The 26,710-nt window shown below is 68.9% G+C and carries 26 protein-coding genes; 15 read left to right on the plus strand and 11 right to left on the minus strand.

All coding sequences use genetic code 11. The features are described from left to right. Positions 1 to 212 precede the first annotated feature (212 nt). Both A6I89_RS11120 and A6I89_RS11125 read left to right on the plus strand, forming a co-directional pair. The gene (locus A6I89_RS11120) at positions 213 to 2,174 is read left to right on the plus strand and encodes a hypothetical protein (RefSeq protein ID WP_044991496.1); all 1,962 of its coding nucleotides are present in this window, start codon (positions 213 to 215) and stop codon (positions 2,172 to 2,174) included. Positions 2,175 to 2,308: 134 nt separating this feature from the next. Further along, complete coding sequence (locus A6I89_RS11125; RefSeq protein WP_226347429.1) at positions 2,309 to 3,913, plus strand: ABC transporter; 1,605 nt, start codon at positions 2,309 to 2,311, stop codon at positions 3,911 to 3,913. Between the two features lie 3 nt (positions 3,914 to 3,916). Here A6I89_RS11125 and A6I89_RS11130 read toward each other — a convergent pair whose 3' ends face one another. The 6 genes from A6I89_RS11130 to A6I89_RS11155 form a co-directional block, all read right to left on the minus strand. Next, positions 3,917 to 4,705, minus strand: a complete 789-nt coding sequence (locus A6I89_RS11130) for an SDR family NAD(P)-dependent oxidoreductase (protein ID WP_172504549.1) — start codon at positions 4,703 to 4,705, stop codon at positions 3,917 to 3,919. A gap of 12 nt (positions 4,706 to 4,717) precedes the next feature. Continuing rightward, complete coding sequence (locus A6I89_RS11135) at positions 4,718 to 5,452, minus strand: glycoside hydrolase family 25 protein (protein WP_022598631.1); 735 nt, start codon at positions 5,450 to 5,452, stop codon at positions 4,718 to 4,720. Between the two features lie 96 nt (positions 5,453 to 5,548). Then, positions 5,549 to 6,886 carry a glucosylglycerate hydrolase gene (gene ggh, locus A6I89_RS11140; RefSeq protein ID WP_022598633.1) on the minus strand — a complete coding sequence of 446 codons (1,338 nt, stop codon included), beginning with the start codon at positions 6,884 to 6,886 and terminating at the stop codon, positions 5,549 to 5,551. Between the two features lie 16 nt (positions 6,887 to 6,902). Next, entirely contained in the window at positions 6,903 to 7,928 is a 1,026-nt protein-coding gene (locus A6I89_RS11145; RefSeq protein WP_005516700.1) for a PHP domain-containing protein, read from the minus strand. A 37-nt stretch (positions 7,929 to 7,965) separates the two neighbouring features. After that, positions 7,966 to 8,391 (minus strand): organic hydroperoxide resistance protein, encoded by a 426-nt coding sequence (locus tag A6I89_RS11150; protein WP_005516699.1) that lies wholly within the window; start codon positions 8,389 to 8,391, stop codon positions 7,966 to 7,968. Next, positions 8,388 to 8,861: a MarR family winged helix-turn-helix transcriptional regulator gene (locus A6I89_RS11155; RefSeq protein ID WP_013417663.1), complete on the minus strand. Its 474-nt coding sequence runs from the start codon at positions 8,859 to 8,861 to the stop codon at positions 8,388 to 8,390. The genes A6I89_RS11150 and A6I89_RS11155 overlap by 4 nt, the downstream gene beginning before the upstream one ends. Positions 8,862 to 8,972: 111 nt before the next feature. Here A6I89_RS11155 and A6I89_RS11160 point away from each other — a divergent pair, with 111 nt between their 5' ends. Genes A6I89_RS11160 through A6I89_RS11170 form a run of 3 tightly spaced genes read left to right on the plus strand, consistent with a single transcriptional unit; the run spans position 8,973 to position 10,404 of the window. Continuing rightward, a complete protein-coding gene (locus tag A6I89_RS11160; RefSeq protein WP_022598637.1) occupies positions 8,973 to 9,332 on the plus strand; it encodes a hypothetical protein in 360 nt (119 codons plus the stop codon). A gap of 13 nt (positions 9,333 to 9,345) precedes the next feature. Further along, entirely contained in the window at positions 9,346 to 9,699 is a 354-nt protein-coding gene (locus A6I89_RS11165) for a hypothetical protein (protein WP_022598639.1), read from the plus strand. A gap of 21 nt (positions 9,700 to 9,720) precedes the next feature. Next, positions 9,721 to 10,404, plus strand: a complete 684-nt coding sequence (locus A6I89_RS11170; protein WP_005516695.1) for an SDR family oxidoreductase — start codon at positions 9,721 to 9,723, stop codon at positions 10,402 to 10,404. Positions 10,405 to 10,413: 9 nt separating this feature from the next. On the opposite strand, the gene A6I89_RS11175 is transcribed toward A6I89_RS11170, so the two are convergent. Further along, positions 10,414 to 10,944: a HutD/Ves family protein gene (locus tag A6I89_RS11175; RefSeq protein WP_022598641.1), complete on the minus strand. Its 531-nt coding sequence runs from the start codon at positions 10,942 to 10,944 to the stop codon at positions 10,414 to 10,416. A 123-nt stretch (positions 10,945 to 11,067) separates the two neighbouring features. Then, positions 11,068 to 11,439, minus strand: a complete 372-nt coding sequence (locus A6I89_RS11180; protein WP_022598643.1) for a nuclear transport factor 2 family protein — start codon at positions 11,437 to 11,439, stop codon at positions 11,068 to 11,070. A 258-nt stretch (positions 11,440 to 11,697) separates the two neighbouring features. Between A6I89_RS11180 and A6I89_RS11185 the strand changes: the two genes are divergently transcribed. The 5 genes from A6I89_RS11185 (at position 11,698) to A6I89_RS11205 (ending at position 17,146) form a co-directional block, all read left to right on the plus strand. After that, positions 11,698 to 12,690, plus strand: a complete 993-nt coding sequence (locus A6I89_RS11185) for a siderophore ABC transporter substrate-binding protein (protein ID WP_013417667.1) — start codon at positions 11,698 to 11,700, stop codon at positions 12,688 to 12,690. A 78-nt stretch (positions 12,691 to 12,768) separates the two neighbouring features. Continuing rightward, entirely contained in the window at positions 12,769 to 13,749 is a 981-nt protein-coding gene (locus tag A6I89_RS11190; protein ID WP_013417668.1) for an ABC transporter permease, read from the plus strand. Continuing rightward, a complete protein-coding gene (locus A6I89_RS11195; protein ID WP_022598645.1) occupies positions 13,742 to 14,797 on the plus strand; it encodes an iron chelate uptake ABC transporter family permease subunit in 1,056 nt (351 codons plus the stop codon). The genes A6I89_RS11190 and A6I89_RS11195 overlap by 8 nt, the downstream gene beginning before the upstream one ends. After that, complete coding sequence (locus A6I89_RS11200; protein ID WP_022598648.1) at positions 14,794 to 15,549, plus strand: iron ABC transporter ATP-binding protein; 756 nt, start codon at positions 14,794 to 14,796, stop codon at positions 15,547 to 15,549. Before A6I89_RS11195 ends, A6I89_RS11200 begins: the two co-directional genes overlap by 4 nt. Positions 15,550 to 15,637: 88 nt before the next feature. Beyond that, entirely contained in the window at positions 15,638 to 17,146 is a 1,509-nt protein-coding gene (locus A6I89_RS11205) for a lipase family protein (RefSeq protein ID WP_232244823.1), read from the plus strand. Positions 17,147 to 17,215: 69 nt separating this feature from the next. Here A6I89_RS11205 and leuS read toward each other — a convergent pair whose 3' ends face one another. Further along, entirely contained in the window at positions 17,216 to 20,068 is a 2,853-nt protein-coding gene (gene leuS / locus A6I89_RS11210; protein ID WP_022598652.1) for a leucine--tRNA ligase, read from the minus strand. Positions 20,069 to 20,192: 124 nt separating this feature from the next. Between leuS and A6I89_RS11215 the strand changes: the two genes are divergently transcribed. Together A6I89_RS11215 and A6I89_RS11220 are read left to right on the plus strand one after the other, a co-directional pair. Then, positions 20,193 to 20,588 carry an SdpI family protein gene (locus A6I89_RS11215; protein ID WP_022598654.1) on the plus strand — a complete coding sequence of 132 codons (396 nt, stop codon included), beginning with the start codon at positions 20,193 to 20,195 and terminating at the stop codon, positions 20,586 to 20,588. Between the two features lie 17 nt (positions 20,589 to 20,605). Continuing rightward, positions 20,606 to 21,586 (plus strand): DUF1648 domain-containing protein, encoded by a 981-nt coding sequence (locus tag A6I89_RS11220; protein WP_022598656.1) that lies wholly within the window; start codon positions 20,606 to 20,608, stop codon positions 21,584 to 21,586. 13 nt (positions 21,587 to 21,599) lie between these two features. Here A6I89_RS11220 and A6I89_RS11225 read toward each other — a convergent pair whose 3' ends face one another. Next, on the minus strand, positions 21,600 to 22,442 hold the full coding sequence (locus A6I89_RS11225; RefSeq protein WP_022598658.1) for a LysR substrate-binding domain-containing protein: 843 nt from the start codon (positions 22,440 to 22,442) through the stop codon (positions 21,600 to 21,602). Positions 22,443 to 22,526: 84 nt separating this feature from the next. On the opposite strand from A6I89_RS11225, the gene A6I89_RS11230 reads away from it, so the two are divergent. From A6I89_RS11230 to A6I89_RS11240, 3 genes are all read left to right on the plus strand, one after another. Next, positions 22,527 to 23,513: a bile acid:sodium symporter family protein gene (locus tag A6I89_RS11230; protein WP_005516682.1), complete on the plus strand. Its 987-nt coding sequence runs from the start codon at positions 22,527 to 22,529 to the stop codon at positions 23,511 to 23,513. 150 nt (positions 23,514 to 23,663) lie between these two features. Beyond that, a complete protein-coding gene (gene gad, locus A6I89_RS11235) occupies positions 23,664 to 25,013 on the plus strand; it encodes a glutamate decarboxylase (protein ID WP_044991521.1) in 1,350 nt (449 codons plus the stop codon). Between the two features lie 36 nt (positions 25,014 to 25,049). Continuing rightward, on the plus strand, positions 25,050 to 26,021 hold the full coding sequence (locus tag A6I89_RS11240) for an alpha/beta hydrolase (protein WP_005516680.1): 972 nt from the start codon (positions 25,050 to 25,052) through the stop codon (positions 26,019 to 26,021). Between the two features lie 8 nt (positions 26,022 to 26,029). Here A6I89_RS11240 and A6I89_RS11245 read toward each other — a convergent pair whose 3' ends face one another. Next, positions 26,030 to 26,635 carry a YqgE/AlgH family protein gene (locus tag A6I89_RS11245; protein WP_005516678.1) on the minus strand — a complete coding sequence of 202 codons (606 nt, stop codon included), beginning with the start codon at positions 26,633 to 26,635 and terminating at the stop codon, positions 26,030 to 26,032. Positions 26,636 to 26,710 lie beyond the last annotated feature (75 nt).

Consider the following 26,710-nt stretch of genomic DNA (forward strand, 5'->3'; position numbering starts at 1 on the left):
CGAATCACACCGATGAAACTTCAACTTTTGAACCAGCGTTTGGTACAAACCCGTGATTGAATGGTCGCGACGAAGGTGAGCGTGGTGGCCGTTCCGACGGGCCCTGGCTGCGCACAAGAAGTTTCGGATTCGGGTTCCTTCGTTCAGCCGACCGTCGTCGACCCACTCGACCGGATGCCGGCAGCACGTAGAGGACGATCTGGGGAGAGTTCATGGCAAGGACGGGGGCGCCCTCGCGCGCGCCGCGACGCAGGCTCGCAACGCTCGTGACGGGCACGCTCGTCGCGATCGCCGCGCTTCTGCCGGGAGCCGGCACGGCGTCGGCTCAGGACTCCAGCGACGCGACTGTCCCTACCGGACAGTCAGTTCCGTTCCCCGAGCTGGGACGCCCCGCCGACCTGCAGTTCGTGTCGGACTCCGCGCCCGTGACCGTCACCCTCCCGGTGCCGGACGGGCTGCAGGCCCGCCGGCTCACCGGAAGCCTCACGACCCCAATGGACTTCCGGCAGGGGTGGCTCGAGGTCCGGTCCGACGCCCGTGTGGTCCAGCGGGTGGAGATCCCGGCCGCGAACGAGGGCGGCATCCCGCTGTCGGTACCGCTCGACGGCCTGCCCGTGACCGACCGGTCGGTGAACCTCACGATCACGAGCCACTACATTCCCGTCGACAACCGCTGCTACGACCGCAGCCAGTTCGCCCCGCTGACCCTGCGTGACGCGGCCGTGGACTACGCCGGCGCCGAGCGTCAACCGGCGTCCCCCGCCGAGTTCCTGCCGCCGATTCTCCGGAAGCTGACGATCTACGTCGCGGACCCGTCGTCGGCGGCCGAGCAGAACGCCGCATTGACGTTGAGCACGGCCGTCGTCAACCACTACGGCAATCAGCCCACCCGCGTCGAGGTGACCCAGCTGCCCGCCGGTGCCGGTGTGCCGCCGGTGGCCCCGGCCCTGTTCGAGCGATCGATCGCCGTCGGTGGCGCCTCCGACGCCGGAATCGGGCTGGAGCCGACTCCCGCCGGTGCGCCGGTACTGCGCATCACCGGCAACGAGAGCGCACTCTCGTCGCAGGTGGACCTGTTCGTGGCGAATCTCGACGGCTACGCGGCCGCCAGTCGCGCGATCGCGGCTCCCGAGGTGAAGGTGCCGGAGGTGGCCCAGGACGTGGTGACGCTCGAGCAGCTGAAGATCGGCTCGCTCACGGCGTCCGGCCTCAACCGCATCGCGGTGCCGATCGAGGTCAATCAGACCCAGCTCGGCCGGCCGATCCGCGACCTGTCGGCGCACCTGTTCGGTACCTACGTCCCGCTGCCGCCGTCCCGGAGCGGCATCCTCACCGTGAGTCTCGGTGGTACCCAACTGGCCAGTGCGCCGCTCGACTCGACGGGCAGGTTCGACGTCCGCGCCGACGTGCCGAACAACCTGCTGTCCCGCTTCATGACGCTCACGGTGGCGCTCGACATCACCGGGGACTTCCAGTGCGGAACCAGCGACGCGTCGTCGCTCACGGTCGATCCGCGCAGCACCGTCTCGTCGCACCTCGCGTCGCCGCCGCTACCCGGCGGGTTCGCGTCGCTGCCGCAGACCCTGCTGCCGACCGTCGACGTCGGCCTCGGCGACAACGGCCTCGGCGACCTGCGCCGGGCCAACCAACTCCTGGTCCAGATGCAGCACAGCAGCTACCTGCCGCTGCAGCCGCGGGTGCGTCCGCTCACCGAGGCCGCCACCGACACGCTGCCGGCGATCCTGATCGCCGCCGACGGCAATCTGCCGCAGTCGGTGCGGCCGCCGCTCGCGTCGGCCGACCCCGCACTGCTCGCCCTGCAGGGCGTCGCCGGGACCACCCCGTACGGCACGCTGCAGGTGACCGAGCAGGGCAACCGCACGGTGGTGCTGGCGACGTCCAACGGCGAACCCGGCGACCTCGACGCGTTGCTCGGCTGGCTCGACGCCGATCCGTCCCAGTTCCCGCGCCTCACCGGCGACGTCCTGATCGGTCCGCGTGACGCGCAACCGTTCGCGATCGGCGTCAAGGTCACCGACGTGGCCGCGCAGGCCGACTCCGAGGAGGACTCCGGTATCGGAACCGGCGCGATCGTCGCGATCGTCGCGGGGACCGCGGTCCTCGCCGTGATCGTGGTCGGCGCGACAGTGTGGCTGCGCCGGCGCCGGTCGTGACCTCGACGACGGCCCTGCGTCCGGCGCCCGCGCAGGGGGGCGCCGGACGCGGAACCCCACGCGTCCGCGAGCGGCGGAAGCCATGGGCGCTGTACGGGATTCTGTTCACCGCCTACGTCGCGGTGGGCGTGTGGATGAACGTCGGTGTGGGATTCATCTTCACCGACTCGTTGTCCCGCGTCGCGGCGGTCTCGGGGGTGCTCCTGAGCCGGGACCCGCACCTCGCGGCGATCGGATTCGTCTTCACACCACTGACCGCGTTCGCGCAGTTGCCCCTCGGCTTCCTCGGGCACTGGTGGCCGGAGTTGTTGCGCTGGAACCTGACTGCGGCGGTGATGTCGGCCGCGTTCATGGCCGGCGCCGTCGTCCAGATCCGCGGAATCGCGCGTGACCGTGGCTGTTCCACGGTTCTGGTGGTGGTGCTCACCGCGCTGTTCGCCCTCAACCCCATGATCGTCATGTACGCGGCCAACGGCATGAGCGAGGCGCCGTTCGTGTTCTTCGTGTGCTGGGCCGTCCGCCGGCTCATGCGGTGGATGCGCAGCGACGGCGTACACGACCTCATCGCGGCGGGCATCGCGCTGGCCCTCGCCTATCTCACCCGCTACGACGCGATCGCCCCGATGATCGTCGCCGGCGCCCTCGTCGGCCTGGTCACCGTGATCCGTCATCGCCCCACCCCGCAGTCCGCGCGGGGAGATCGCTGGTGGGCGGCCGCGGTCGAGGTGTCGATCGTCGTCGGACCCGGTATCGCGGCCTTCGTCGCGTGGTCGTTCACGAGTTGGCTGATCACCGGCACCGCGTTCCAACAGTTCTCGTCGGTGTACGGCAACAGCGCGATTCTCGAGCAGTCCGGCGGCGGTGCCACGACCACGGGCGTCGACCGGGCGGTGTTCTCGCTGACAGAGATGGCGGTGCTGGGGCCGGCGGTCCCACTGCTGCTGATCGTCGCGGCCGTGCTCGCCTACCGCCGCCGCGACGCCGAGATCCTGGTCCCGTTCACGATCTTCGGCGCGGTCCTCGGCACGCAGTCGCTGCTGTACCTGATGGATTCGACGTTCCCGTTCCTGCGCTTCTACATCACGATCATCCCGTTCGCGTTCGTGCTCGTCGTCCTGCTCACCCCCAGCCGGGCGCCCGTGATCTCGCACCGCCCCGGGCATTTCGCACCCGAACCCCGTCCGATCCCGGCCTACCCGGGACCGTCACCACTGGTCGCGTTCGCGGTGTGCCTGCTCGTCGGATCGACCGCGGTGACGACCGTCGCGATGGGCAACGCCCGGCTGGCCGCGCTCGAGCACTCCATCGCGAGCGCGATCGTCCCGGGCCGGCAGGACCCCACCGAGCTGGCGATCCTGCGCACATTCGGTGCCGAACGGCGCATCGCCGACTACCTCGACCGCCTCGACCTGCCCGAGGGCTCCGTCCTGCTCGACACCGTCGAGGGGTTTGCGGTGGTGACGGCGTCAGCGAACCCCAAGCAGTTCGTCATCACGTCGGACACCGACTTCGCGGAGATCCTCGACGACCCGGCCGGGAACGGCGTCCAGTACATCCTGGCGGTCCCGAACACCAAGCGCGGCGTGGCCGACGCCGTGAACCGCCGGTACCCGACGATGTTCGAGACCGGCTCGGGTGGCGTCGGCGCGCTCGTGCTCGAGATGCGCAACGACGGCGGCACCGAGCCCGAGATGTGGCGGCTCTACCGGGTGACCGGTCAGCTCACCCCGGGTGGCTGAGAGCTACGCCTGGTCGGGCGTGGCCGCTCCGATCAGGTCCGCGATCGACGGGTTCCGGCGCAGCGTCTGCCCACCGCTGACGTGCAGCATCTGGCCGGTGACGAAACCGGATTCGTCGCCGGCCAGCCACGCCGCCACGTTCGCGACGTCCTCGGCGATGCCGACCCGCCCGAGTGGGATCTCGCGCAGGTAGAGCGAGCGGATCGGTGGGTAGTTCAGTCCACCGCCCGACATCGGGGCGTCCGCGACGCCGCCGGGCGCGATCGAGTTGGCGCGGATCCCGCGCTCACCGTATTCGTTGGCGATGCACCGGATCACGTGGTCGATACCGGCCTTGGTGCCCATGTAGGCGGCGTGGTTCTCGAACATGATCGACGCCGTGACCGACGAGATCTGGATGATCGAGCCGCCGTTCGGCATGTTCGCGACCAACCGCTGGAAGAACTGGAAGGGCCCGGTGAACTGGACCGCCGCCATCCGCTCGAGATCCTCGCGGGTGGTGTCCTCGAACGGGGCGAGCAGACCCCACCCGGTGGCGTTGACGCCCACGTCGATGTGTCCGAACAGGTTCCGCGCGCGCTCGACGAGCGCATCCAGGTCCGCCTCGGACGTGATGTCGCACGGCTGCCACTGCGCACCGATCCCGTCGGCCACCTCGGCGAGCGCGTCCGGGCGCCGACCCGCGACGAGCACGGTGGCACCGTCGTCGGCGTACCGACGGGCGATGGCGTGCCCCACGTTGCCGGGCGCCACGCCCAGCACGATCGCGGTCTTTCCACTCAGCTTCGTCATACCGGCGCGCACTCAGCTACCGAAGAAGTTGCGCGCGTACATGTTGAGATCGCCCATCGCCCCGCTGTAGACGTTGAGGTCGATGGCGGCGTTCACCCCCGGGATGCGGCCACTGTCGGTGTACTGCCAGAAGGCCCAGTTCTTCCACCCACCCGGCAGCGGGCCGGGGTAGTTGCCGCCGTTGTAGTCGGCGATCCACAGTGGGTAGTTGGAGAACTCGGTGGTGTTCGCCATCGCGGTACGCCAGAAGTTGGGGTACGTGTAGATGATCGGCTGACGGCCGGTGAGAGCCTGCACCGAATTGAGGTAGCGGCGCGTCCAGTCGATGAGTTGCGGCGCCGCGAGACCGCCGGTGCTCTCGAGGTCGAGCACCGGGGGCAGGCCGCCGATCTGGTTGACCGCCAGCGCGTTCGCGGCGAAGAAGGCCGCCTGCGCCTCGGGTGACGCCGACGGGTCCGCATAGTGGTACGCGCCGCGCGCCACTCCGGCGATGCGCATCGCGATCGAGTCCTGCGCGAAGTACGGGTTGGTGTAGAACAGGCCTTCGGTGGCCTTGACCATGCCGAACTCGTAGCCGGCTCCGCGCACTGCCCCCCAGTTGATGGGCGCACCCCCCGGATGCTGCCACGATGCGACGTCGACGCCCTGCGGCGCCGCCACCGCGACCGCGGGGGCTGTCAGCGTCACCGCCCCGGCCATGGCCAGTATTGCGACACGCGACAGGGAGCGACGACGGTTCCTCGGCATTGCCCGAGACTAGACGACTTCCTCACCGCGCGCGCCTGTTTCGCACCGGGTATCGGTATCTCACAGACAGTTCACAGCGGCGTTCCACACGGTTCATCAGCCGAGCCAGTCCAGCACCGCGGCCGCGGTCCACGACTGCTGCATACTGCCGAGCGGCTCACCGGTGAACGGCTCGTAGTACTCGGCGAAACTGCCGTCGGCGGCCTGCCGCAGTCCCTCCGCACGCAGCATCAGCGACCGCTCGGCCCAACCGCGACGCGCGAACGCCCACGAGAACAGCCACGTCATGACGGGCCACACCGGTCCGCGCCAGTACTCGCGCGCCCGGAAGTCCCGCGACACCGGCGACGTGGACGGCGGCACCGCGTACCGCAGATCCGGATGGGTGCAGAAACGCGGACCCTCGAAGGTGTGCAGCAGGCCTCGCTCGGTGTGCCGGTCCAGGCCACCGCACAGCAGGGGCGCGAACATCGCGATGGTGTCGGTGGCGATCCACCGCCCGGTGCGCAGGTCGAGGTCCCGGGCCACGCCGGAGCGCGCGTCGGTGGTGGCCACGACGCCCTTACGGAAGTGGTCGGCCCAGGAGTGCAGTTCGCGGACATCGGCGTTGGGTCGCGAATGCTCCTCACCGATCGTGGCCAGCACGTCGCACGCGAGCGCGAAGACGGCGCTGACGAATACGTCCTCGACCGCGAAGCTCATCTTCTCCGGCAGCGCCTCGTCGTCGTAGCGGACGCTCTTCATCTCCTCGAGCAGCCACAGGTAGCGGTCGTACTCGCCGTTGCTCGGGCGCTGCGAGGCATCGGTTACGACGGTGACGTCCTCGCGCCGATACGCCGGGACAGGGCCCGGAATCACGTTGCCGTACGGGATATCCCACCGGGGCGAATTGTCCATTCCGGACTCCCACCCGTGGAACAGCGTGATGCGCCCGTTCCCGTCGCGGTCCCGTGCCCGCGCGAGCCACCGGTGCCAACGCATCAGGTCCGGCCACCGCCGGTCCAGGAACTCCTCGGCGACCGCCCGGGTGCTGCGGCCGTGCCGCCGGGCGTGGTCGAGGATCCGCTGCACCGCGATCGCGTGCACGGGCGGTTGCGTGATGCCGGAGGTGTCGACACCGATCGGCGCATGTCCGGCCAGTTCCCCGCACTGCCAGCGCGCGGGGCCGGGGAAGTAGCCGTCGACCCCGTTCGCGAACACGATGTGCGGGATCATGCCGTTGCTCCACTGCGCCGACAGCAGCGTGTCGAGTTCGGTGACCGCCCGCTCCACGCTCAGCGGCGCCAACCCCACGGCCACGAACGCCGCGTCCCAGCTCCACATGTGCGGGTACAGCCGCGGCGCGGCGGTGGTCATCGTCCCGAGGTCGTTGCCGCGCAGCAGGTAGGCAGCTCGCGCCGCGAGCTGGGTGGGCGTGAATCCCGGGTCGATCATCGTCCCATTCTGCGACTCACCCCGCGAACGCGCGCGTCCAGGTGAGCAATTCGTCGACGGGCCACGTGTTGACGACCCGCGCCGCCTCCACACCGCACCGGATCGCGCGCTCACAGCCGAGCCCCTGCCACGCCAGCTGCCCGGGCGCGTGCGCGTCGGTGTCGATCGCGAAGAGACAACCGATGTCGACGGCCAGATCGATCAGCCGGCTCGGCGGGTCCCGACGCTCCGGCCGGCTGTTGATCTCCACCGCGACGTCGTGGTCGCGACACGCCTCGAAGACCTTCTCAGCGTCGAACTTCGACTCCGGACGGCCGCCGCGGGCGCCCTCGACGAGGCGGCCCGTGCAATGCCCGAGCACGTTCACCCGCGGATTCCGTACCGCGCCCAGCATTCTGCGCGTCATCTCCGCCCGGTCGGCGCGCAGGTGCGAATGGACGCTCGCGACCACGACGTCCAGTTCGTCGAGCAGCTCCGGCTCCTGGTCGAGCGCGCCGTCGTCGAGGATGTCGACCTCGATGCCGGTGAGGATCCGGAACGGCGCGAGTTCCCGATTGAGCTCCCGCACCGCCGTCAGCTGGGTGCGCAGCCGCTCCGCGGACAGGCCGTTCGCGATGGTCAGCCGCGGCGAGTGGTCGGTGAGCGCGCAGTACTCGTGGCCGAGGGTCGCCGCGGCGCGCATCATCTCGTCGATCGGGCTGCCGCCGTCGGACCAGTCCGAGTGGACGTGCAGATCGCCGCGCAGCGCGGGCTGCAGGTCGCCGCCGTAGCCGATGGGCTCGGCGGCGTCACGGAGCTGTTGCAGGTAGTCGGGCACCTTACCGGCGACCGCCTGTTCGACGACGGCGGCGGTCTTCGCGCCCACGCCGGGCAGCGACGTCCAGTCGCCGGAGCGCTCCCGGGCTCGGCGTTGCTCGTCGGTGAGACCGGCGACCACGTCCGCGGCCCGCCGGTACGCCTTCACCCGGTACGTGACGGCCCGGTCGCGTTCGAGCCAGAACGCGACCTCCCGCAATGCCTCGACCGGCCCCGGATTCGCCATGCCTCCATGGTGCCTCCGGGACCGGCGTCCGGCAGGGCTATTCGTCGTCGGCGACGGTGAGGGTGACCTCGATGTTGCCGCGGGTGGCGTTCGAGTAGGGGCACACCTCGTGCGCCTTCTCGGTGAGCGCGAGGGCCTCTCCGCGCTCGAGGTGCGGCAGCGAGACCTCCAGCGTCACGGCCAGTCCGAAGCCGCCGGAACCGTTGGGGCCGATACCGACCCGCGCGCCCACGGCGGAATCGGTGACGTCGGCGCCGGCCTGCCGCGCGACCAGCTGGAGGGCGGAGTGGAAGCACGCGGCATACCCCGCCGCGAACAGCTGTTCGGGATTGGTGCCATTGCCGCTGCCACCCATCTCGGTCGGGATGGCGAGCTCGAGATCGAGACGTCCGTCGGACGTCCGGGCGCGGCCGTTGCGGCCCTCGCCGGTGGCCAGTGCTTCTGCGGTGTAGACGATGTTCACGGTGCCTCTTCTCGATTGTCGGTGGAGGGGGTGTCGAAATCCGCGTGGTGGAGATTGCGGCCGACGGCCATGAGGACGTCGCGTAGCCGTTCCAGCTCCGGTACATCGAGCCCGGTGGCCTGCGCGAGGCGGGCCGGGATGTCGGAGGCCCGGTCACGCAGGGCCGCCCCGGCGGGGGTGAGCCCGACGGTGACGCGCCGATCGTCGCCACCGGCCCGCTGCCGGTCGACGAGACCGCCGGCCTCGAGGCGTTTGAGCAGCGGCGACAGTGTGCCGGTGTCGAGCTGGAGAGCATCGCAGATCTCCTGGACACCCCGGCCGTCCCGCTCCCAGAGCACCAGCATCACGAGGTACTGCGGGTAGGTCAGGCCGAGGTCGGCGAGCAGCGTCCGATAGGCCGCAGTGGTGGCGCGCGACGCCGAGTACAGCGCGAAGCACACCTGCCGGTCCAGTGCGAGGTCGTCGGTCACACCATGAATGTAGACCACAACAATGTTGTGCACAACCTACATCTGCACACGGCGCCTGCCGGTGCCATGCTGGAGAAGGGGCTGCCGAGCACTTGCACGAAAGGCAGAGCCATGAATCGACAGACGATCGAGCACCGAGGCTGGATGGTCGCGGCAGCAGCCGCCACGGCCGTCGCATCGGGACTGCTCGGGGCCGCCGTCGCCGGAGGCGACGACCAGGCCGAGTCGAATCCCGCCACGCTCACCACCGAGGAGGAAGGCACCGACTCGCCGGAGGACCCGAGCGGTCTCGAGCAGACCAATTCCTTCGGCTACATCCCCGAGCACGAGACGACCCTCGAGACCGATCCCATCGGACCGGAGGGTGGCGGCATCGAGGACGACCCGTTCGAACTCGGCGGCGGGCGCATCGACCCGGCCGTCGTCGTCCCGGCGCCCGCAGACGCGACCCTCACCACCCCGGCCGGTTGAGCGGAGGCGACCCATGACCCCGACGAACCACTCACCGCTTCCCCGGCGGATCGCCGTCGGCGCCGTCGCCGCACTCGCAGTCGCGAGCCTCGGCCTGGCGGGATGCGACCGCGCGGCGCAGACGGCCAATCACGGATTCCCGCAGCAACCGACGTCGACGACCGACGAAACCGGTCTGCAGCAGACGAATTCCTTCGGTTACATCCCCGAGCACGAGACGACGCTGCCGACCAACGGCAACGGCCCGGGCGCCCCCGGCCCGTTCAACGACAACCCCTTCGACAATCCCGGCCCGCCGTTGCCGGGTGGCCCCGGTCTACCTGCGCACGGCACGGTACAGCCGACACTCACGACCCCGGCCGGGTGATCGTCGGTCTAGTCTCGGGGCATGGTCTCCCAGCATCCGACGGCCCTCGTCACCGGCGGCAGCCGCGGTCTCGGTGCCGCCATCGCCCGCGAACTCGCACCCACCCATCAGCTGATCCTCGGTGGTCGCAGCGCCGAATCGCTCGAGCAGATCGTGGGCGAACTGGGCGCCGCACCGTGGCCGGTCGACCTCACCGACCACGCGGCCGTCGCGGACGCCGTCGCCGACATCGACCGGCTCGAGGTGCTGGTGCACAACGCCGGCGTCGCCGAACTGGGAACGCTCTCGGAGACGTCGGTCGACATGTGGCGGAAGACCTTCGAGGCCAACGTGGTCGCGGTGGCGGAACTGACCCGGCTGCTGCTGCCCGCCCTGCGGGCCGCGAACGGGCACGTGGTACTGATCAACTCGGGCGCGGGATTACGTGCCAATGCGGGCTGGGGTGCCTATGCCGCAAGCAAATTCGCGCTGCGTGCCTTCGCCGATGCGCTGCGGCTCGAGGAGCCGGGGTTGCGCGTCACGTCGATCCATCCCGGCCGCATCGACACCGACATGCAGCGCGCGATCGTCGCATCCGAGGGCGGCGAGTACGACGCCGACGCCTTCCTCACCCCGCAGACGGTCGCGCGAGCGGTCCGGAATGCCGTCGAGACGCCGCGAGACGCGCATCCGACCGAGATCGTGCTGCGCCCCGTACCGCGATAGGACGTCCCGTCAGGGACGGGCGAGTGCCGTGACCGTGATGATCGCGCAGGGGCTCGTGAACTCGACGGTGTCGCCGTTCCCGGGCGGCAGCAGCAACGCGAGTTCCGTCACCGGATCCACGAGGACCACCAGCTCGGTGGGATCGGCGGTCCGGGGCGGTTCGCCGAACCGCATCGTCGCGGTGGCCGCTCCGCGCCGCACCATGACGTTGAGTGCCCGGGTGGGGGTCTCCACCCGGCACGCCGGGGCCCACTCGCCGGCAAAGGCCGTCGTCTCCAGCGGCGCGACGGTGCGAGGGGCCGCATCACCGGCACCCGTCAACTCGACGGGCACCCCACCGATCGGCATGAACAGTCGGTCGTAGCCGTCGATCACCGAGAACGTCGACGCCGTCGGCTCGTCCGCGATGCTCACCCGCCACGTCTCGGTCTCGGCGACAACCTGCGTGGTGCCCTGACCGTTGCGCCACCGCACCGTTGCGCGGTCGTCACGTGTACTGCGGAGCGCCGGGGCGCCGGGCGAGTACGGTCCGTCGTTCACAATTCCTCCGCTGACATCGCCCACCATTGCCCGTCCAGTCTTGTATAGACAACCAGGGGGGTCAAAACGTCGGTGGGGTGTGGCCCGGACTCGGACCACACCCCACCGCGCGACATGTCGCCGTCAGCCGACGATCATGTCCTCCTGCGCCCAGTACGCGCGGGTGCTGGTGATCTTGGCGTCGTCGTCGAAGGTCATGACGTCGATCGGCTCCATGACGTAGGTCTGGCCGCCGACCTTCGAGACCGTGCGGAAGTGGAAGGCGGCACTGTTGCCGGCGACGCGGATGGTCAGCAGCTCGGCCGTCTGGTCCATCGCCTCGATGGCCTTGAAGAACGCGCGGATCTCCTCGACGCCCCGCTTGGGCTCGGTGCCGACCGGGTCCTCGACCGTGGCACCCTCCGCGAACAGGGCCGCGACCTGGTCGGCGCTCTTGCTCTCGAGTGCCTTCATGTAGGAGGCGACGGTGTTCTTGATGTCCTCTGCGGATGCCATGCTCGCGAACCTTTGCTCGTGGAACGGATTTCGGGGTCGTGCGCGCGGAGCGTAACCCGGCTCACACGCTGCCCACATCGCTCGATCCCGCCCACCGGACACCGGTGCCCTCACCGACGGCGTGGGCCTGCGCCACCCCGGGGACCGACCGGCCCGAATCATCCCTTTTACGCGCATTAGGTTAGGCTCACCACTGTCGCGGGGAGGGGGGTCGCCGCGGCGGCACGTCCCATCGGCACGAAGCAAGGAATCACGTAGATGAAAGCGCCCCGGCTGTACCGCAGCGCGGCTGCCCTCGCACTGGCAGCCCTCGCCCTCACCGCCTGCTCGAGCACGACCTCCGACGAGGCCGCCTCCGGCGAGACCACCACCGTGACGGTCGAGGACAACTTCGGTTCGCAGACGGTCACCGTGCCGGCGGCGTCGGTCGTCGCCACCGACAACACCACGTTCGAGACCCTCTCCGCGTGGGGAGTGCCACTGAAGGCCGGTGCCGTGGCGCTGATGCCCGACACGATCTCGTACAAGCAGGACTCGAGCATCGTCGACCTCGGCACCCACCGCGAACCGAACCTCGAGGCGATCGTCGCGGCCGATCCGGATCTGATCGTCAACGGCAACCGCTTCGCGCAGTTCCGCGAGGACTTCCGCAAGCTCGCCCCGAACGCCGCCATCGTCGACGTCACCCCCCGCAAGGACCAGCCGCTGGATGCCGAACTCAAGCGCGGCACCACCGTCCTCGGCGAGGTCTTCGACAAGCAGGCCGAGGCGCAGCAGCTCAACGACCAGTTCGATGCATCCATCGCCCGGGTGAAGGCCGCCTACGGTGCCGACACGACGGTGATGGGCGTCATCGTCTCCGGCGGCAAGATCGGCTACGTCGCCCCGCACACCGGCCGGACGATCGGCCCGATGTTCGACATCTTCGGTTTCGAGCCCGCGCTCGAGGTACCGCAGGGTTCCGACAACCACCAGGGCGACGACATCTCGGTCGAGGCAATCGCACAGTCGAACCCGGGCCTGATCATCGTCATGGATCGTGACGCCGCCACCACCGATGCCAAGAAGGACGGCTACATGCCGGCCGCCAAGGTGATCGAGGGCTCCGCCGCCCTGCAGAACGTGGAGGCGGTCAAGAAGGGCAACGTCATCTACATGCCCGCCGACACCTACACCAACGAGAGCATCCAGACGTACACCGCGTTCTTCGACGCGCTGGCCGACCTGCTCGAGAAGAACAGCAACAGCTGAGCCCCCGGCTACCCCGTGGCGACGGCACGGAGCCGAACCACGGGGTAGCCACTTGCTCGCAGTACGGAAGTTTCTCCGATGAGTGCACCGACCGTCACGGTCCGCGACAAGGGTCGCCTGTTCGACTGGAAGCTGTTGCTCGGCTTCCTCGGCGTCGGCGTATTGCTGACGCTCTCGCTGTTCACCGGCGTGTTCGACATCTTCGGCGGCGAGGCCGGCTGGGAGATGTTCAACATCACCCGCATCCCCCGCACCGTCGCGCTGGTACTCGCGGGCGCCGCGATGGCGATGTCCGGCCTGGTCATGCAGCTGCTGACGCAGAACCGGTTCGTCGAACCCACCACCACCGGCACCACCGAGTGGGCGGGGCTCGGCCTGATGATCATGATGATCGTGGCACCGGGCGCCGGTCTGATGCCGCGGATGATCGGCGCCATCGTGGCCGCCTTCGTCGGCACCCTGATCTTCTTCCTGTTCCTGCGCCGCGTCCAGCTGACCTCGTCGCTGATCGTGCCGATCGTCGGCATCATGCTGGGCGCGGTGGTCGGTGCCATCACCACCTACCTCGCGCTCGCCACCGACCTGCTGCAGAGCATGGGCATCTGGTTCGCCGGCAGCTTCACCTCCGCCATCCGCGGCCAGTACGAGGTGCTGTGGATCGTGGCGATCGTCGCGGTGGCCGTGTTCGTCGCCGCCGACCGGTTCACCGTCGCGGGGCTCGGCGAGGACGTCGCCACCAATGTCGGCCTCGACTACAACCGCATCATCCTCCTGGGTACGGGCCTGATCGCGATCGCCACCGGCGTCGTCACCGTCGTGGTGGGCAACCTGCCCTTCCTCGGGCTGATCGTGCCGAACATCGTGTCGATGGTCCGCGGCGACGATCTCCGCAGCAACCTGCCCTGGGTGTGCCTGCTGGGCGTCGCGATCGTCACCGTCTGCGACCTGGTGGGCCGGACGATCATCGCGCCGTTCGAGGTCCCCGTGTCGCTGATCCTCGGTGTCGTCGGATCGATCGTCTTCGTCGCCATGCTGCTCCGGAGCCGCCGCCATGCTTGAGATCCAACCGACCCCGGCCGTCGTCGAGACGCCGGCCACGCGCGAGCGAGCCGGCAGCGGCGCCTTCGCCACCGTCCGCGACCGTCGTCGCTACTGGGCCGTGGTGAGCGGGCTCGTTGTTCTCGCAGTCGCATTCGCGTTCGGCGTGCTGGCATGGGACAACCCGTTGCCGGTGGGCAGCCCCGGCTTCTGGCGGGTCGCCGAACTGCGGGCGACCAGCTTGGTCGTCATCGCGATCGTCGTGATCTGCCAGGCGATGGCGACCGTCGCGTTCCAATCGGCGACGAACAACCGGATCATCACGCCGTCGATCATGGGATTCGAAGCCCTGTACGTCGCCGTTCAGACCGCCTCGGTTTTCTTCCTCGGTGCCGCGGGAGTTGTTGCACTGCAGGGCGTCCCGCAATTCGCGCTGCAGCTGACGATCATGGTGGTCTTCGCGATGCTGCTGTACGGCTGGCTGCTGTCCGGCAAGTACGGGAACATGCAGGTGATGCTGCTGGTCGGCATCATCCTCGGCGGCGGGCTCGGGTCGGTGTCGGCATTCATGCAGCGGCTGCTGACACCGAGCGAATTCGACGTCCTCACCGCCAAACTGTTCGGCTCGATCTCGAACGCCGAGGTGGCCTACCTGCCGCTGGCTGTGCCCCTGTGCCTCGCGGCGGCGGGAGCGCTGTGGTGGCGGGCCCGACGGCTCAACCTGGTGGCGATGGGCCGGGACGTCACGACGAACCTGGGACTGGACCACCGCCGCGAAGTCATGATCGTGCTGTTCCTGGTGTCCGTGCTGATGGCCGTGTCCACCGCGCTCATCGGCCCGATGACCTTCCTCGGCTTCCTGGTCGCCACGCTGGCGTACCAGTTCGCGGGCACCCACGACCATCGCTACATCTTCCCGGTCGCGGTGCTGACCGGCTTCGTCATCCTCACCGGCGCCTACTTCGTGCTCAAGAACATCTTCTACGCCCAGGGCGCGGTGTCGATCATCATCGAGGCCGTCGGCGGCGCCACGTTCCTCATCGTGATCCTGCGGAAGGGCAGACTGTGATCGAGATCAAGGGCATCCGCAAGGACTACAGCCGAGCGGTGACGATCGGCCCGATCGACCTCCGGATCCCGGCGGGCGGCATCACCGCACTCGCCGGCCCCAACGGCGCCGGCAAGTCGACGCTGCTCACGGTGATCGGACGACTGCTGAGTCCGGACGCGGGCAGCATCGAGATCGGCGGCCACGACGTGACGCGCACGCGCTCGAAGGATCTCGCCAAGATCGTCTCGATCCTGCGGCAGGAGAACCACTTCGTCACCCGACTCACGGTGCGCCAACTCGTCGGGTTCGGCCGGTTCCCGCACACCAAGGGCCGACTCACCCGCGTCGACGAGGAGGCGGTCACCCGGGCGATCGACTTCTTCGGCCTATCGGAACTCGAGGGCCGGTACCTCGACCAACTGTCCGGCGGGCAGCGTCAGCGCGCCTACGTGGCGATGGTGCTGTGCCAGGAAACCGACTACATCCTGCTCGACGAGCCGCTCAACAACCTCGACATGAAGCACTCGGTGCAGATGATGAAGCACCTGCGGAAGGTGGCCGACGAACTCGGACGCACCGTGGTGATCGTGCTGCACGACATCAACTTCGCCGCGCACTACGCAGACCGGATCTGCGCGATGAAGGACGGCCAGGTGGTCGAATTCGGCACGCCGACAGAAATTTTGGTCGACGAGACGCTGGGCCGGGTCTTCGACACCCCGGTCTCGTGCATGCCCGGCCCGAACGGCCCGATCGCCGTCTACTACTGAGGCGCCTTCGGCACCCGTGCGCCTTTTTGGTAGCCGAGTCCACCGAAAACGCGCACGGGCACGAAGTGCCTTGGGTAGGTTCCCGCGCATGCCAAACCAGCGTGGGGGATTCTGGGGTCGGATGGTGGTCACCGCACTCGCGGTGAGTGTCGTGGTCGGGGGAGGTTCCGGCGCCGCGGCCGCACAGTCGAGCGGGAGCGCCCTTCCGGACACCAGTATCGGCGGAGTGGGATCGACGGGCAGCGCGGCCGGGCAGGGCTTCATCGGGCCCGGATCGCTCACCGACGGAACAGGTTCGGACGGTACCGGCTCCAACGGCACCACCCCGATCACCGGCTCGTGGGGAACCGCGTCGTTGGCTCGGTCGGCGTTCGGATCGTGGATCCCCGGGCTGGTGGGCTCGGTGGTGCCGGAACCCGATCTGGCCCCGCCGCCGCTCGAGACCCTGCACCAGGAGTCGCTGCCGTCGCCGATCGGCGAGGCGTTCTTCGACTACTTCCCGCCCGGGCTGCCCGGCATGGCGAACGGTGAGCTCGTCGAGGTCCGCGACGTCACGCCGGTCGCGAAGAATCTGCTGTTCGGGCCGGTGCGCGAGGTCAAGCAGATCAAGGTGAAGACCACCGACGCGTCGGGGGCGCCCACGTTTGCGACCGCGACGCTCGTCATCCCCGCCGGCGTCTGGCCCGGTCCCGGACCACGTCCGGTCCTGGTCAACAACGTGCCGATCAACAGCCTCGGACGGGCCTGCACACCGTCCCACACCATGGCCAACGGGATCACCCCGTCGACAAACTTCGTCGAGTTGGTCCGCCCCGTCACGGCGAAGGCCGAGGAACGCGGTTACGCCGTCCTCATCCCGGACCACGAAGGGCCGTCGATGGCGTACGGCGAACCATACGCCGCCGGACACGCGATCCTCGACACCATCCGCGGCATGCGGAACGCCTTTCCCGCCGAGTTCGGCACCAGCAAGATCGCCATGATGGGCTACTCCGGCGGGGCGATCGCCACACACGGCGCAGCCAAACTGCTCGACGGGTATGCGCCGGAGCTGGCGCCCGACATCGTCGGCGCCGCGATGGGCGGGGTGCCGGCCGACTTCGAGATGCTCGGACGCACCATGAACGGCAACCTCGCGAGCGGGCTGTTCCTCGCCGCGGTGTTCGGGATCTCCCGGCAGAACCTCGAGATCCTGCCGCTGATCAACGGCCTCGGCCAGCGCATCGGCATCTCGTCGATCAAGGATCAGTGCATGCTCAACCTCGGCGCGTCGGGCGTGTTCGGGATCCCCGCCGAGGCGCTCGCGAACGTCGTCGACGCATTGAATTCACCTGTCGCCCACGACATCTACACCAAGATGAAGATGGCCGACCTCGTCTCCGGCACCCCGCTGTACATCTACAACGGCGGGCAGGACTTCTGGATCCCCGCCCTGGGCGCCCGCAACCTGTACGACGAGCAGTGCGGCTACGGTGTCGCCGCCGTCTACCGGCAGGTGCCCGGCGAGCACTTCCTGGGGGAAGCGCTCGGCAACTCCGGTGCCTTCGAGTGGGTCGACGCCCGCCTGCGCGGCGAACCCGCGCCGTCGGAGTGCTGAGGCGGCTGCGCCACCCGTGCGCCTTTTTGGTAGCTGGAACTACCGAAAAGGCGCACGGGTGCGAAGCGCCTAGAGGACGATATTGACCATCTTGCCGGGCACGACGATCACCTTGCGGGGATCGTTGCCGTCCAGCAGCGCAACGATCTTCTCGTCCGCGAGGGCGATCTTCTCGATGTCCTCGCGGGCCGCGTCGGCTGCGACGTTGATGCGGCTGCGGACCTTGCCGTTGACCTGGATCGGGTACTCGACGGTGTCCTCCACCAGCCACTTCTCGTCGGCGGTGGGGAACGGGCCGTGCGCGAGCGACTCGGTGTGGCCCAGGCGCGACCACAGCTCCTCCGCGAGGTGCGGGGCGATCGGGCCGAGCATCAGCGCCAGCGGCTCCACCACCGACCGCGGCGCACCGGCCGGGTACTCCTTTGTGAGGTGGTTGGTGTACTCGATCAACTTCGCGACCGCGGTGTTGTCGCGCAGCGCCGCGTAGTCCTCGGCGACGCCGTCGATCGTCTTGTTGAGGGCACGCAGCGTGTCCTCGGACGGCTCCGCGTCGGTGACGCGCAGGTCACCGGTCTCCTCGTCGACGACGACGCGCCACGCACGCTGCAGGAAGCGGTGCGCGCCGATGACGTCCTTGGTCGCCCAGGGACGCGAAGTGTCCAACGGACCCATCGCCATCTCGTAGACGCGCAGGGTGTCGGCGCCGAACTCGTCGCAGATCTGGTCGGGCGCAACGGAATTCTTGAGGCTCTTGCCCATCTTTCCGTATTCGCGCTTGACCTCGGCGCCCTCGTAGAAGAACTTGCCGTCCTTCTCGGTCACCTCGGCGGCCGGGACGTAGACGCCGCGGTCGTCGGTGTACGCGTACGCCTGGATGTAGCCCTGGTTGTACAGGCGGCGGTACGGCTCGCTGGAGCTGACGTAGCCCAGGTCGAACAGCACCTTGTGCCAGAACCGCGAGTACAGCAGGTGCAGCACGGCGTGCTCGACGCCGCCGACGTACAGGTCGACGCCGCCGGGATCGCCCGGACCGTGGATGTCCGGGCGCGGACCGGTCCAGTAGGCCTCGTTCTCGGGCGCGACGAACTGCTCGCTGTTGGTGGGGTCGATGTAGCGCAGCTGGTACCACGAGCTGCCCGCCCACTGCGGCATCACGTTGGTGTCGCGGCGGTAGTCCTTGAGGCCGTCACCGAGATCGAGCTCGACGTTCACCCAGTCGGTGGCCTTGGCCAGCGGGGGAGAGGGCTCGGAGCTGGCGTCGTCCGGATCGAACGACACCGGCGCGTAGTCCTCGACCTCCGGAAGTTCCACGGGCAGAGCCGATTCCGGCAGCGGGTGCGCGACACCATCGGCGTCGTACACGATCGGGAACGGCTCGCCCCAGTAGCGCTGGCGCGCGAACAGCCAGTCGCGCAGCTTGTACTGGATGGTGCCGGTGCCGACGCCGTCGGCCTCGAGCCGTGCGATGACGGCCTTCTTGGCGTCGGCCACGTCGAGGCCGTCCAGGTAGTCGCTGTTGACCAACGGTCCGTCACCGGTGAACGCGGCCTCGGACAGGTCACCGCCCTTGATGACCTCGACGATGTCGAGACCGAAGGCGGTCGCGAACTCCCAGTCGCGCTGGTCGTGGCCGGGCACGGCCATGATCGCGCCGGTGCCGTAGCCGGTGAGCACGTAGTCGGCGATGAACACCGGCAGCTTGTGCCCGTTGACCGGGTTCACGGCGTAGACGCCGAGGAAGACGCCGGTCTTCTCCTTGTTCTCCTGGCGCTCGAGGTCGGTCTTGGCCGCGATCGACGCGCGGTACGCGGCGACGGCCTCGGCCGGCGTGGCGGCCCCGCCGGTCCACCGGGGATCGACGCCCTCGGGCCACTCCGCTGCCACCAGCCGGTCGACCAGGTCGTGCTCGGGGGCCAGCGTCACGTAGGTGGCACCGAACAGCGTGTCCGGACGCGTGGTGAACACCTCGATGCCGTGGCCGTTCGAATCGAACTTCACCTGGGCACCGTGCGAGCGCCCGATCCAGTTGCGCTGCATGGACTTGACCTTCTCCGGCCAGTCCAGGTGCTCGAGGTCGTCGACCAGGCGGTCGGAGTACGCGGTGATGCGCATCATCCACTGCTGCAGGTGCTTCCGGAACACCGGGAAGTTGCCGCGCTCGCTGCGGCCGTCCGCCGTGACCTCCTCGTTGGCCAGCACGGTGCCCAGTCCGGGGCACCAGTTGACCATCGAATCCGAATGGTAGACAAGGCGGTAGGAGTCCAGGACCTTGCTACGCTCCACAGCGTCCAGCGACGACCAGTCGCGGCCGTCTTCGAGAGTGCGCTCACCCGAGGCGAACTCGGCCTCGAGCTCGGAAATGCGCCGGGCCTTGCCCTGCGCGGTGTCGTACCAGGCGTTGTAGATCTGCAGGAAGATCCACTGCGTCCAGTGGTAGAAGTCGACGTCCGTCGTCGCGATCGAGCGGCGCTCGTCGTGGCCCAGGCCCAGACGACGCAACTGACGCTGCATGTTCGCGATGTTCGCCTCGGTCGTGGTGCGCGGATGCGTGCCCGTCTGCACCGCGTACTGCTCGGCCGGCAGACCGAACGCGTCGTAACCGAGAGTGTGCAGGACGTTGCGCCCCTGCATGCGGTGGTACCGCGCGAAGACGTCGGTGGCGATGTACCCGAGCGGGTGGCCCACGTGCAGACCCGCACCCGACGGGTAAGGGAACATGTCCTGCACGAACAGCTTGTCCGGGGGAACCGGGGACCCGTCCGTCGGCGCCAGCGGCCCCACCGGGTTGGGGGCGTCGAAGGTCCCGCGCTCGCTCCACAGGTCCTGCCAGCGCTTCTCGATCCGGCCGGCGAGCTCCGCGGTGTAGCGGTGCTGCGGCGTCGAGTCGTCGGGGGATGAGGCTTGCTGAACTGGCTCGGTCACTGTGGTCGCTATCTACTTGGATGACGGGAATACCGTCAACCAGGGTAAAGCGTCGGCGGACCCCGAGGACAGCCAGGAACACCCAGGAACCCCGGCCCGCTCCACCAGGCTCTATCGTGGATGCGTGGTCATCGTCGCTGTCGTGCTGTTCATCGCCGCTCTCGCGCTCGGCGCCATCGGATTCGCCGGACTGACCGGTCGGCTCGAACGTAACCGATGGTTCGGCGTCCGCACCCCCCAATCGTTGCGCGACGAAGAGACGTTTGCGCTGGCCAACAAGGTTGCCGCCCCCACGATGCTGGCCGCGGCCGGTGTCCTGGTGATCGGTGGCCTCGCCGCCGTCCTGCTCGACGGCGTGCTCCCGATCGTCGCGGTGATCGTGGCGCTCGTCGCGGCCCTGTTCACGATCGCGGCCGGCGGCACCCTCGGATCCAAGGCCGCCGGGGCGCTGCCCGAGACCAGTGGCTGCGGCACCTCGTGCGGCGCATGCAGCCTCAAGGGCGCGTGCGAACCGGCCTGACTGGTTGAATCCGGGGTGTGACCACACCCACACCCGGCCCGCGTGTCATCGACCCCGCAGGGGCCGTCTTCGGAATCGTCGTTCCGGTGCTGGCCGCAGCGGCCGGCGTCGTCACGACGTACGCCCTCGCATCCCGTCTGCCCGCGCAGATCGCCACCCACTGGTCCGGTGACTCGCCCGACGGGTTCATGACGCCTTCCGCGAGTGCCTGGTCGATGGCGGCGATCGTGCTGCTCGTCGGCGGCGGCTGCAGCGCCGTTGCCGCGCTGGCGCAGGCACGCCTGGTGACGCGCCGGACGATGCTCCTGATCGGCTCGGCGGCGGTCGGGGTGATCGTGGCCGCCGAGTTCTCGATGATCCTCGGGCAGCTCGATCTCACCGACGGCTCCGACGCCGAGATGTCCGCCGGCCTGATCGTGCTGGGCCTGGTCGCCGGCACGGTCGTGGGCCTGATCGGCGCGTCGCTTCTGCGTGACTACCGGACCCGCACCCCCTCCACCGAGGCGCCGGCCGCCGCGCTGCCCCGCGGCGCCGTCGAACTGCCGATCACCGACGAGGTCGGAATGACCGCGGGCGGACTCGCCGCGACCGCTCTCGTCCTCGCCGCGCCCGCGGTCCTGGTCTGCTGGTTCGCGGGCGCATGGTGGCCGCTGGGCGTGTATCTGCCGGTGGTGCTGCTCGCCGTCACCCTGCTGCAGTTCCGGCTCGTCGTCGACGCCGACGGCATCCGCGTCCGGAACCTGGGTATGACGGCGATCGAGTACGGCACCGACGAGGTGCTCGGCGCTCGGGTCGACGAGATCCGCCCGTTCCCGGACTTCGGCGGCTGGGGCATCAAGGTGAAGGCGCGCGGCAACTGCGGCGTCGTCACCCGCACCGGGCCCGCCGTCGTGATCACCTTCGCGTGCGGGGACCGGCTCACCGTCACCACCCCGCGCGCCGAGGAGATCGCCGGGGCGCTCAACACCCTCGCGGACCGGCGCCTGGCTCGGTCCTAGTACCTCACAGCCCTCACAGCGCCGACGCCCGGATCGCCTCCATCAGCGCCACCTCGGGCTCGCTGGGGGTGCTCGCGCGGCTCAGCAACACGAACTCGACATCGCCCGGGTCCGGCAGGCCCAGGCTCTCGCCGACGGGCCGCAACTCGGTCGGCAACAGCGACTGCGCGTGCACGATGAACCCCAGCCCGGCCAGGACAGCCGCTCGCAGTCCGGCGCGGCTGTTCGCCAGGCACGTGATGCGGCTGGGCAACCGCGCCGCTTCGAGAGCTCCGAGCGCGCACGCACGGGTGATACTCGGCGGCGGGTACGCGACGAGCGGCACCGGCGCCGCCGGGTCCCATTCCGCCTCGGCCGTGCCACCCCACACCAGCCGGTCCCGCCACACCAGGTCGCCGTGCGGCTCGCCGGGCCGTCGCATCACGAACGCGAGGTCCAGGTCGCCGGCCCGCAACTGCGCGTGCACGGCGCGACTGAGCCCGACGGTGAGCTGCAGATCGACGAGCGGATGGGTGCGCCGGAAATCGCGGAGGATCTGCGGCAGCCCCTTGGCGACGAGGTCCTCGGCCGCCCCGAACCGCAGCCGTCCGGTGAGCGTCGAGCCCTCGAAGTAGCGGGCGGCGCGATCCTGTGCGTCGAGGATCGACCGCGCGAAGCCCACCATCGCCGTGCCGTCCGCGGTGAGCTCCACGGTGTGGGTGTCGCGGCTGAGGAGGTGCCGTCCCGCGGCCTTCTCGAGCCGTGCGATGTGCCCGCTCACCGTCGACTGCCGCAGACCCAGCTGGCGCGCGGCGGCGGTGAACCCGCCCGCCTGCTCGACGGCGAGGAACGTCCTGAGGAGCACCGGATCGAACATCGGTCCTGCTTATCACGAAATACGATCGCAGTTAACGGGGTGAACGGCTTTCATGATCAAGTTCGGGAAAGATACCGTTGACCGGTGAAGTTTCTGAGCAGGTTCTACATCGATGGATTCATTCTCGCCATCGTCGCCGTGGCGATCCTCGGGAGCCTGTTCCCCGTATCCGGCGGCGGACAGACCGTCCTCGACTGGGCCACCAAGATCGCGATCGGCTTCCTGTTCCTGCTCTACGGCGCGCGCCTGTCGCCCGCCGAGGCGCTGCAGGGACTCAAGCACTGGCGCCTGCACTCGGTGGTGTTCGCCGCGACGTTCGTGCTGTTCCCGCTCATCGGCTTGGCGCTGCGGATCCTGGTGCCGACGGTCATCACCGACGAGATGTACACCGGCATCCTGTACCTGTGTCTGGTGCCGTCCACGGTGCAGTCGTCGATCGCGTTCACATCGATCGCGCGGGGCAACGTCGCGGGCGCGATCGTGAGCGCGTCGTTCTCGAACCTGCTGGGCGTCTTCGTCACGCCGCTGCTGGTGATCCTGTTGATGAACACCACCGGTGAGGCCACCGTCGACTTCTCGTCGGTGCTCGACATCGTGTTGCAGTTGCTGCTGCCGTTCATGGTCGGCCAGCTCATCCGCCCGCTCGTCATCGACTGGCTGAAGAAGTACGCGGAACCGACCAAGCTCGTCGACCGCGGGTCGATCCTGCTCGTCGTGTTCTCGGCGTTCAGCGAGTCGATGAACGAACACATCTGGAGCACCGTGACGGTGCTCGAGGTCGCGGCGGTGGTGGCGGTCTGCTGCGGCATCCTCGCGGTCGTGCTGGGGGCGACCGCGTTTGCCGGCAGAAAGCTCGGGTTCTCGCTGCCCGACCGGATCGTCATCATCTTCTGCGGCTCCAAGAAGAGCCTCGCGACGGGCCTGCCGATGGCGTCGGTGCTGTTCGCCGGGCAGCCCGTGGGACTGATCGTGCTGCCGTTGATGATCTTCCACCAGATCCAGCTGATCGTCTGCGCGGCACTGGCCCAGCACTACGCGAAGCGGACCGACCCGGACCCGGTCACCGCCTGACCGCACTCGCGTTCGCCCACACCGGCGTCGCTCCTGGGGTTCAATGGGGACAGGTCAGGTGTGTCCGAGGTAGCCGCAGTCCCATCGGAGGCGAGCGTGAGCAACAACCACCACCATCACCATCACAACCACGAGTCCCGCGACGTCATCATGCCCGCCTACACGGGCCGCATCGCGACGAATCCGGTTCCCGCGCTGCGGTTGCCCGACGACGACATGGACCCGCGCGCGGCCTACCGCTTCATCCACGACGAACTGATGCTCGACGGCAGCTCGCGCCTGAACCTCGCGACGTTCGTCACGACGTGGATGGACCCCGAGGCGGGCACCCTCATGGCCGAGACGTTCGACAAGAACCTCATCGACAAGGACGAGTATCCGGCCACGTCGGCGATCGAACAGCGCTGCGTCAACATGGTCGCTGCCCTCTTCAACGCCCCCGACCTGGTCGACGACGATCCGGCGTCGGCCACCGGCGTCTCCACGATCGGCTCCAGCGAGGCCGTCATGCTCGGCGGCCTGGCGATGAAGTGGCGGTGGCGACAGGCCCGCGAGAAGGCCGGCCTCGACGCGTCCAGGCCGAAACTCGTGATGGGCAGCAACGTCCAGGTGGTGTGGGAGAAGTTCTGCCGCTACTTCGACGTCGAGCCGGTGTACCTGCCGATGGAACCCGGGCGCTACGTGATCACGCCCGAACAGGTGACGGAGGCGGTGGACGAGAACACCATCGGCGTCGTCGCGATCTTCGGCACCACCTACACCGGCGAACTGGAACCGGTGAAGGAGATCGCGGAGGCCCTCGACGCCGTCGCGGCGGGCGGCGGGCCCGACGTCCCGCTGCACGTCGACGCGGCCAGCGGCGGATTCGTCGTCCCCTTCCTGAATCCGGAGTTGGAGTGGGACTTCCGGATTCCGCGGGTCGTGTCGATCAACGTGAGCGGTCACAAGTTCGGGCTGACCTACCCGGGTATCGGGTTCGTGATCTGGCGCGACAGTGAGCATCTGCCGGAGGAACTCGTGTTCAGGGTGAACTACCTCGGCGGCGACATGCCGACGTTCACCCTGAACTTCTCGCGGCCCGGCAACCAGATCGTGGGTCAGTACTACAACTTCCTGCGCCTGGGCCGATCCGGCTATCACAACATCATGAAATCGCTGCGCAGCACCGCGATGTGGTTGAGCGGCAAGCTCGCCGACGACGGGAACTTCCGCGTCATCAGCGACGGATCGGACATCCCGGTGCTCGCGTTCGAACTCACCGGCGAACAGGACTTCACCGTCTTCGACATCTCCCACGAGCTGCGCGCCCGCGGGTGGCAGGTGCCCGCGTACACGATGCCCGCGAACGCCACCGACGTCGCGGTGCTCCGCGTCGTGGTCCGCGAGGGCTTCAGCGCCGACCTCGCGCGTCTGCTGTTCGACGACATCCGCACGGTCCTCGACTACCTGAGCCAGGACGGGGTAGCCATCCACTCGAAGGCGAAGCACTTCGCACACTGAGACAGGCCCGCCCAGAGACGGACGAAGGAGCCCATCATGTCCGCACTGCCCGATCCACCCGATCCCGTACTCGAATCAGCCGCACAGGAACTCGCCGACGCGACCGCACCCCACCCGCGAATCTACGAGGTTCCGCCCGAACAGGGACGCGCGATCCTCGCCGATCTGCAGGCCGGGGAGGGTGTTCCGAAACCGCTCGTCGAGGAACAGTGGGTGAACGTCGACGCCGGCGAACGCGGCACAGTCCGTACCCGGATCGTGCGCCCGGTGGAGGGGTCCGGTGACCTGCCTGTCCTGATCTACATCCACGGTGCAGGTTGGGTGTTCGGTGACGAGCACACCCACGATCGCCTGGTCCGCGAGCTCGCCGTCGGTGCCGGCGTCGCCGTCGTCTTCCCGGTGTACGACCGGGCACCCGAGGCGAAGTACCCCGTCCAGATCGAGCAGAACTACGCGGTTGCGCAGTGGGTCGCGAAACAGGGCCGCGAGTACGGGCTCGACACGTCCCGCCTCGCGGTGTGCGGGGATTCGGTGGGCGGGAACATGGCGACGGTGCTGGCGCTGATGGCCGCCGAACGCGGCGACGTGGATCTGCGCGCGCAGGTGCTGCTGTACCCGGTGACCGACGCGAACTTCGACACGGCGTCGTATCTGCAGTTCGCCGACGGCTACTACCTCACCCGCGACGGCATGAAATGGTTCTGGGATCAGTACATTCCGGATCCGGAGCAGCGTGGCGACGTGTACGCATCCCCGCTGCGCGCGTCGGAGGAGCGGCTGGCCGCGCTGCCGACGACGCTGGTGATCACCGACGAGGCCGACGTCCTGCGCGACGAGGGCGAGGCGTACGCCGCGAAGCTGCGGGCCGCGGGCGTCGATGTCACCGCCGTCCGCGTCGAGGGCATGGTGCACGACTTCCTGATGCTCGACAGCCTGCGGGACTGCCGGGCGACCGTCGTCGCGCGATCACTCGCGATCGACGCCGTGCGCCGGGCGCTCGTCGAGTAGCCGCGCAGTCAGTTCAGGTCGACGTCGATGGGGTGCGTCGCGAGCAGCGCCAGCGGCATCGGCTGGCGGCGCAGCACCTGACCCCACACGTCCACACGCGGCGGACTGATCACGTCGGACGCCAACGCGGACAGCACGATCCAGTCGTCGTTGTCGATCTCGGCGTCGAGCTGGCCGATGGTCCACCCGGCGTAGCCGGCGAAGACGCGCAGCCCGTCGATCACCGCGGCGATCGGTTCGGGGTCGGCGTCGAGGTCCACCATCACCACACGGCCGTCGATCCGGCGCAGTCCCGGCACCCCGCTGACGTCGACGCCGGCGCGGACGGTCGCCAGGCACAGCGCGGCGTCCCGGGTGACCGGGCCGCCGATGTAGAGCGCCTGCGGCGCGGCTGCGAGCGGCGCCCACTGCGGGAGCACCTCCTGCACGGAGGTCTCACTCGGCCGGTTCAGGACCACACCGAGGCTGCCGGCGTCGTTGTGTTCGAGCATGTACACGACCGTGCGACGGAACGTGGGCTCGAAGAGTTCCGTCGAGGACAGCAGGAGGGTGCCCGGCCGCACCACCGGTTGCGCCGATGCCGTGCGGTCCTCAGGTTCGTCCGAGTGCGCCACCGGGCCATCATCTCACCGTCGGCGCGCCGACGGGAGGTACGGACCGTGATCGGTCGGTCCGCGCGGCGTTCCGAC

The organism is Prescottella equi, from assembly GCF_002094305.1.
GTDB classification, from domain to species: Bacteria; Actinomycetota; Actinomycetes; order Mycobacteriales; family Mycobacteriaceae; genus Prescottella; species Prescottella equi.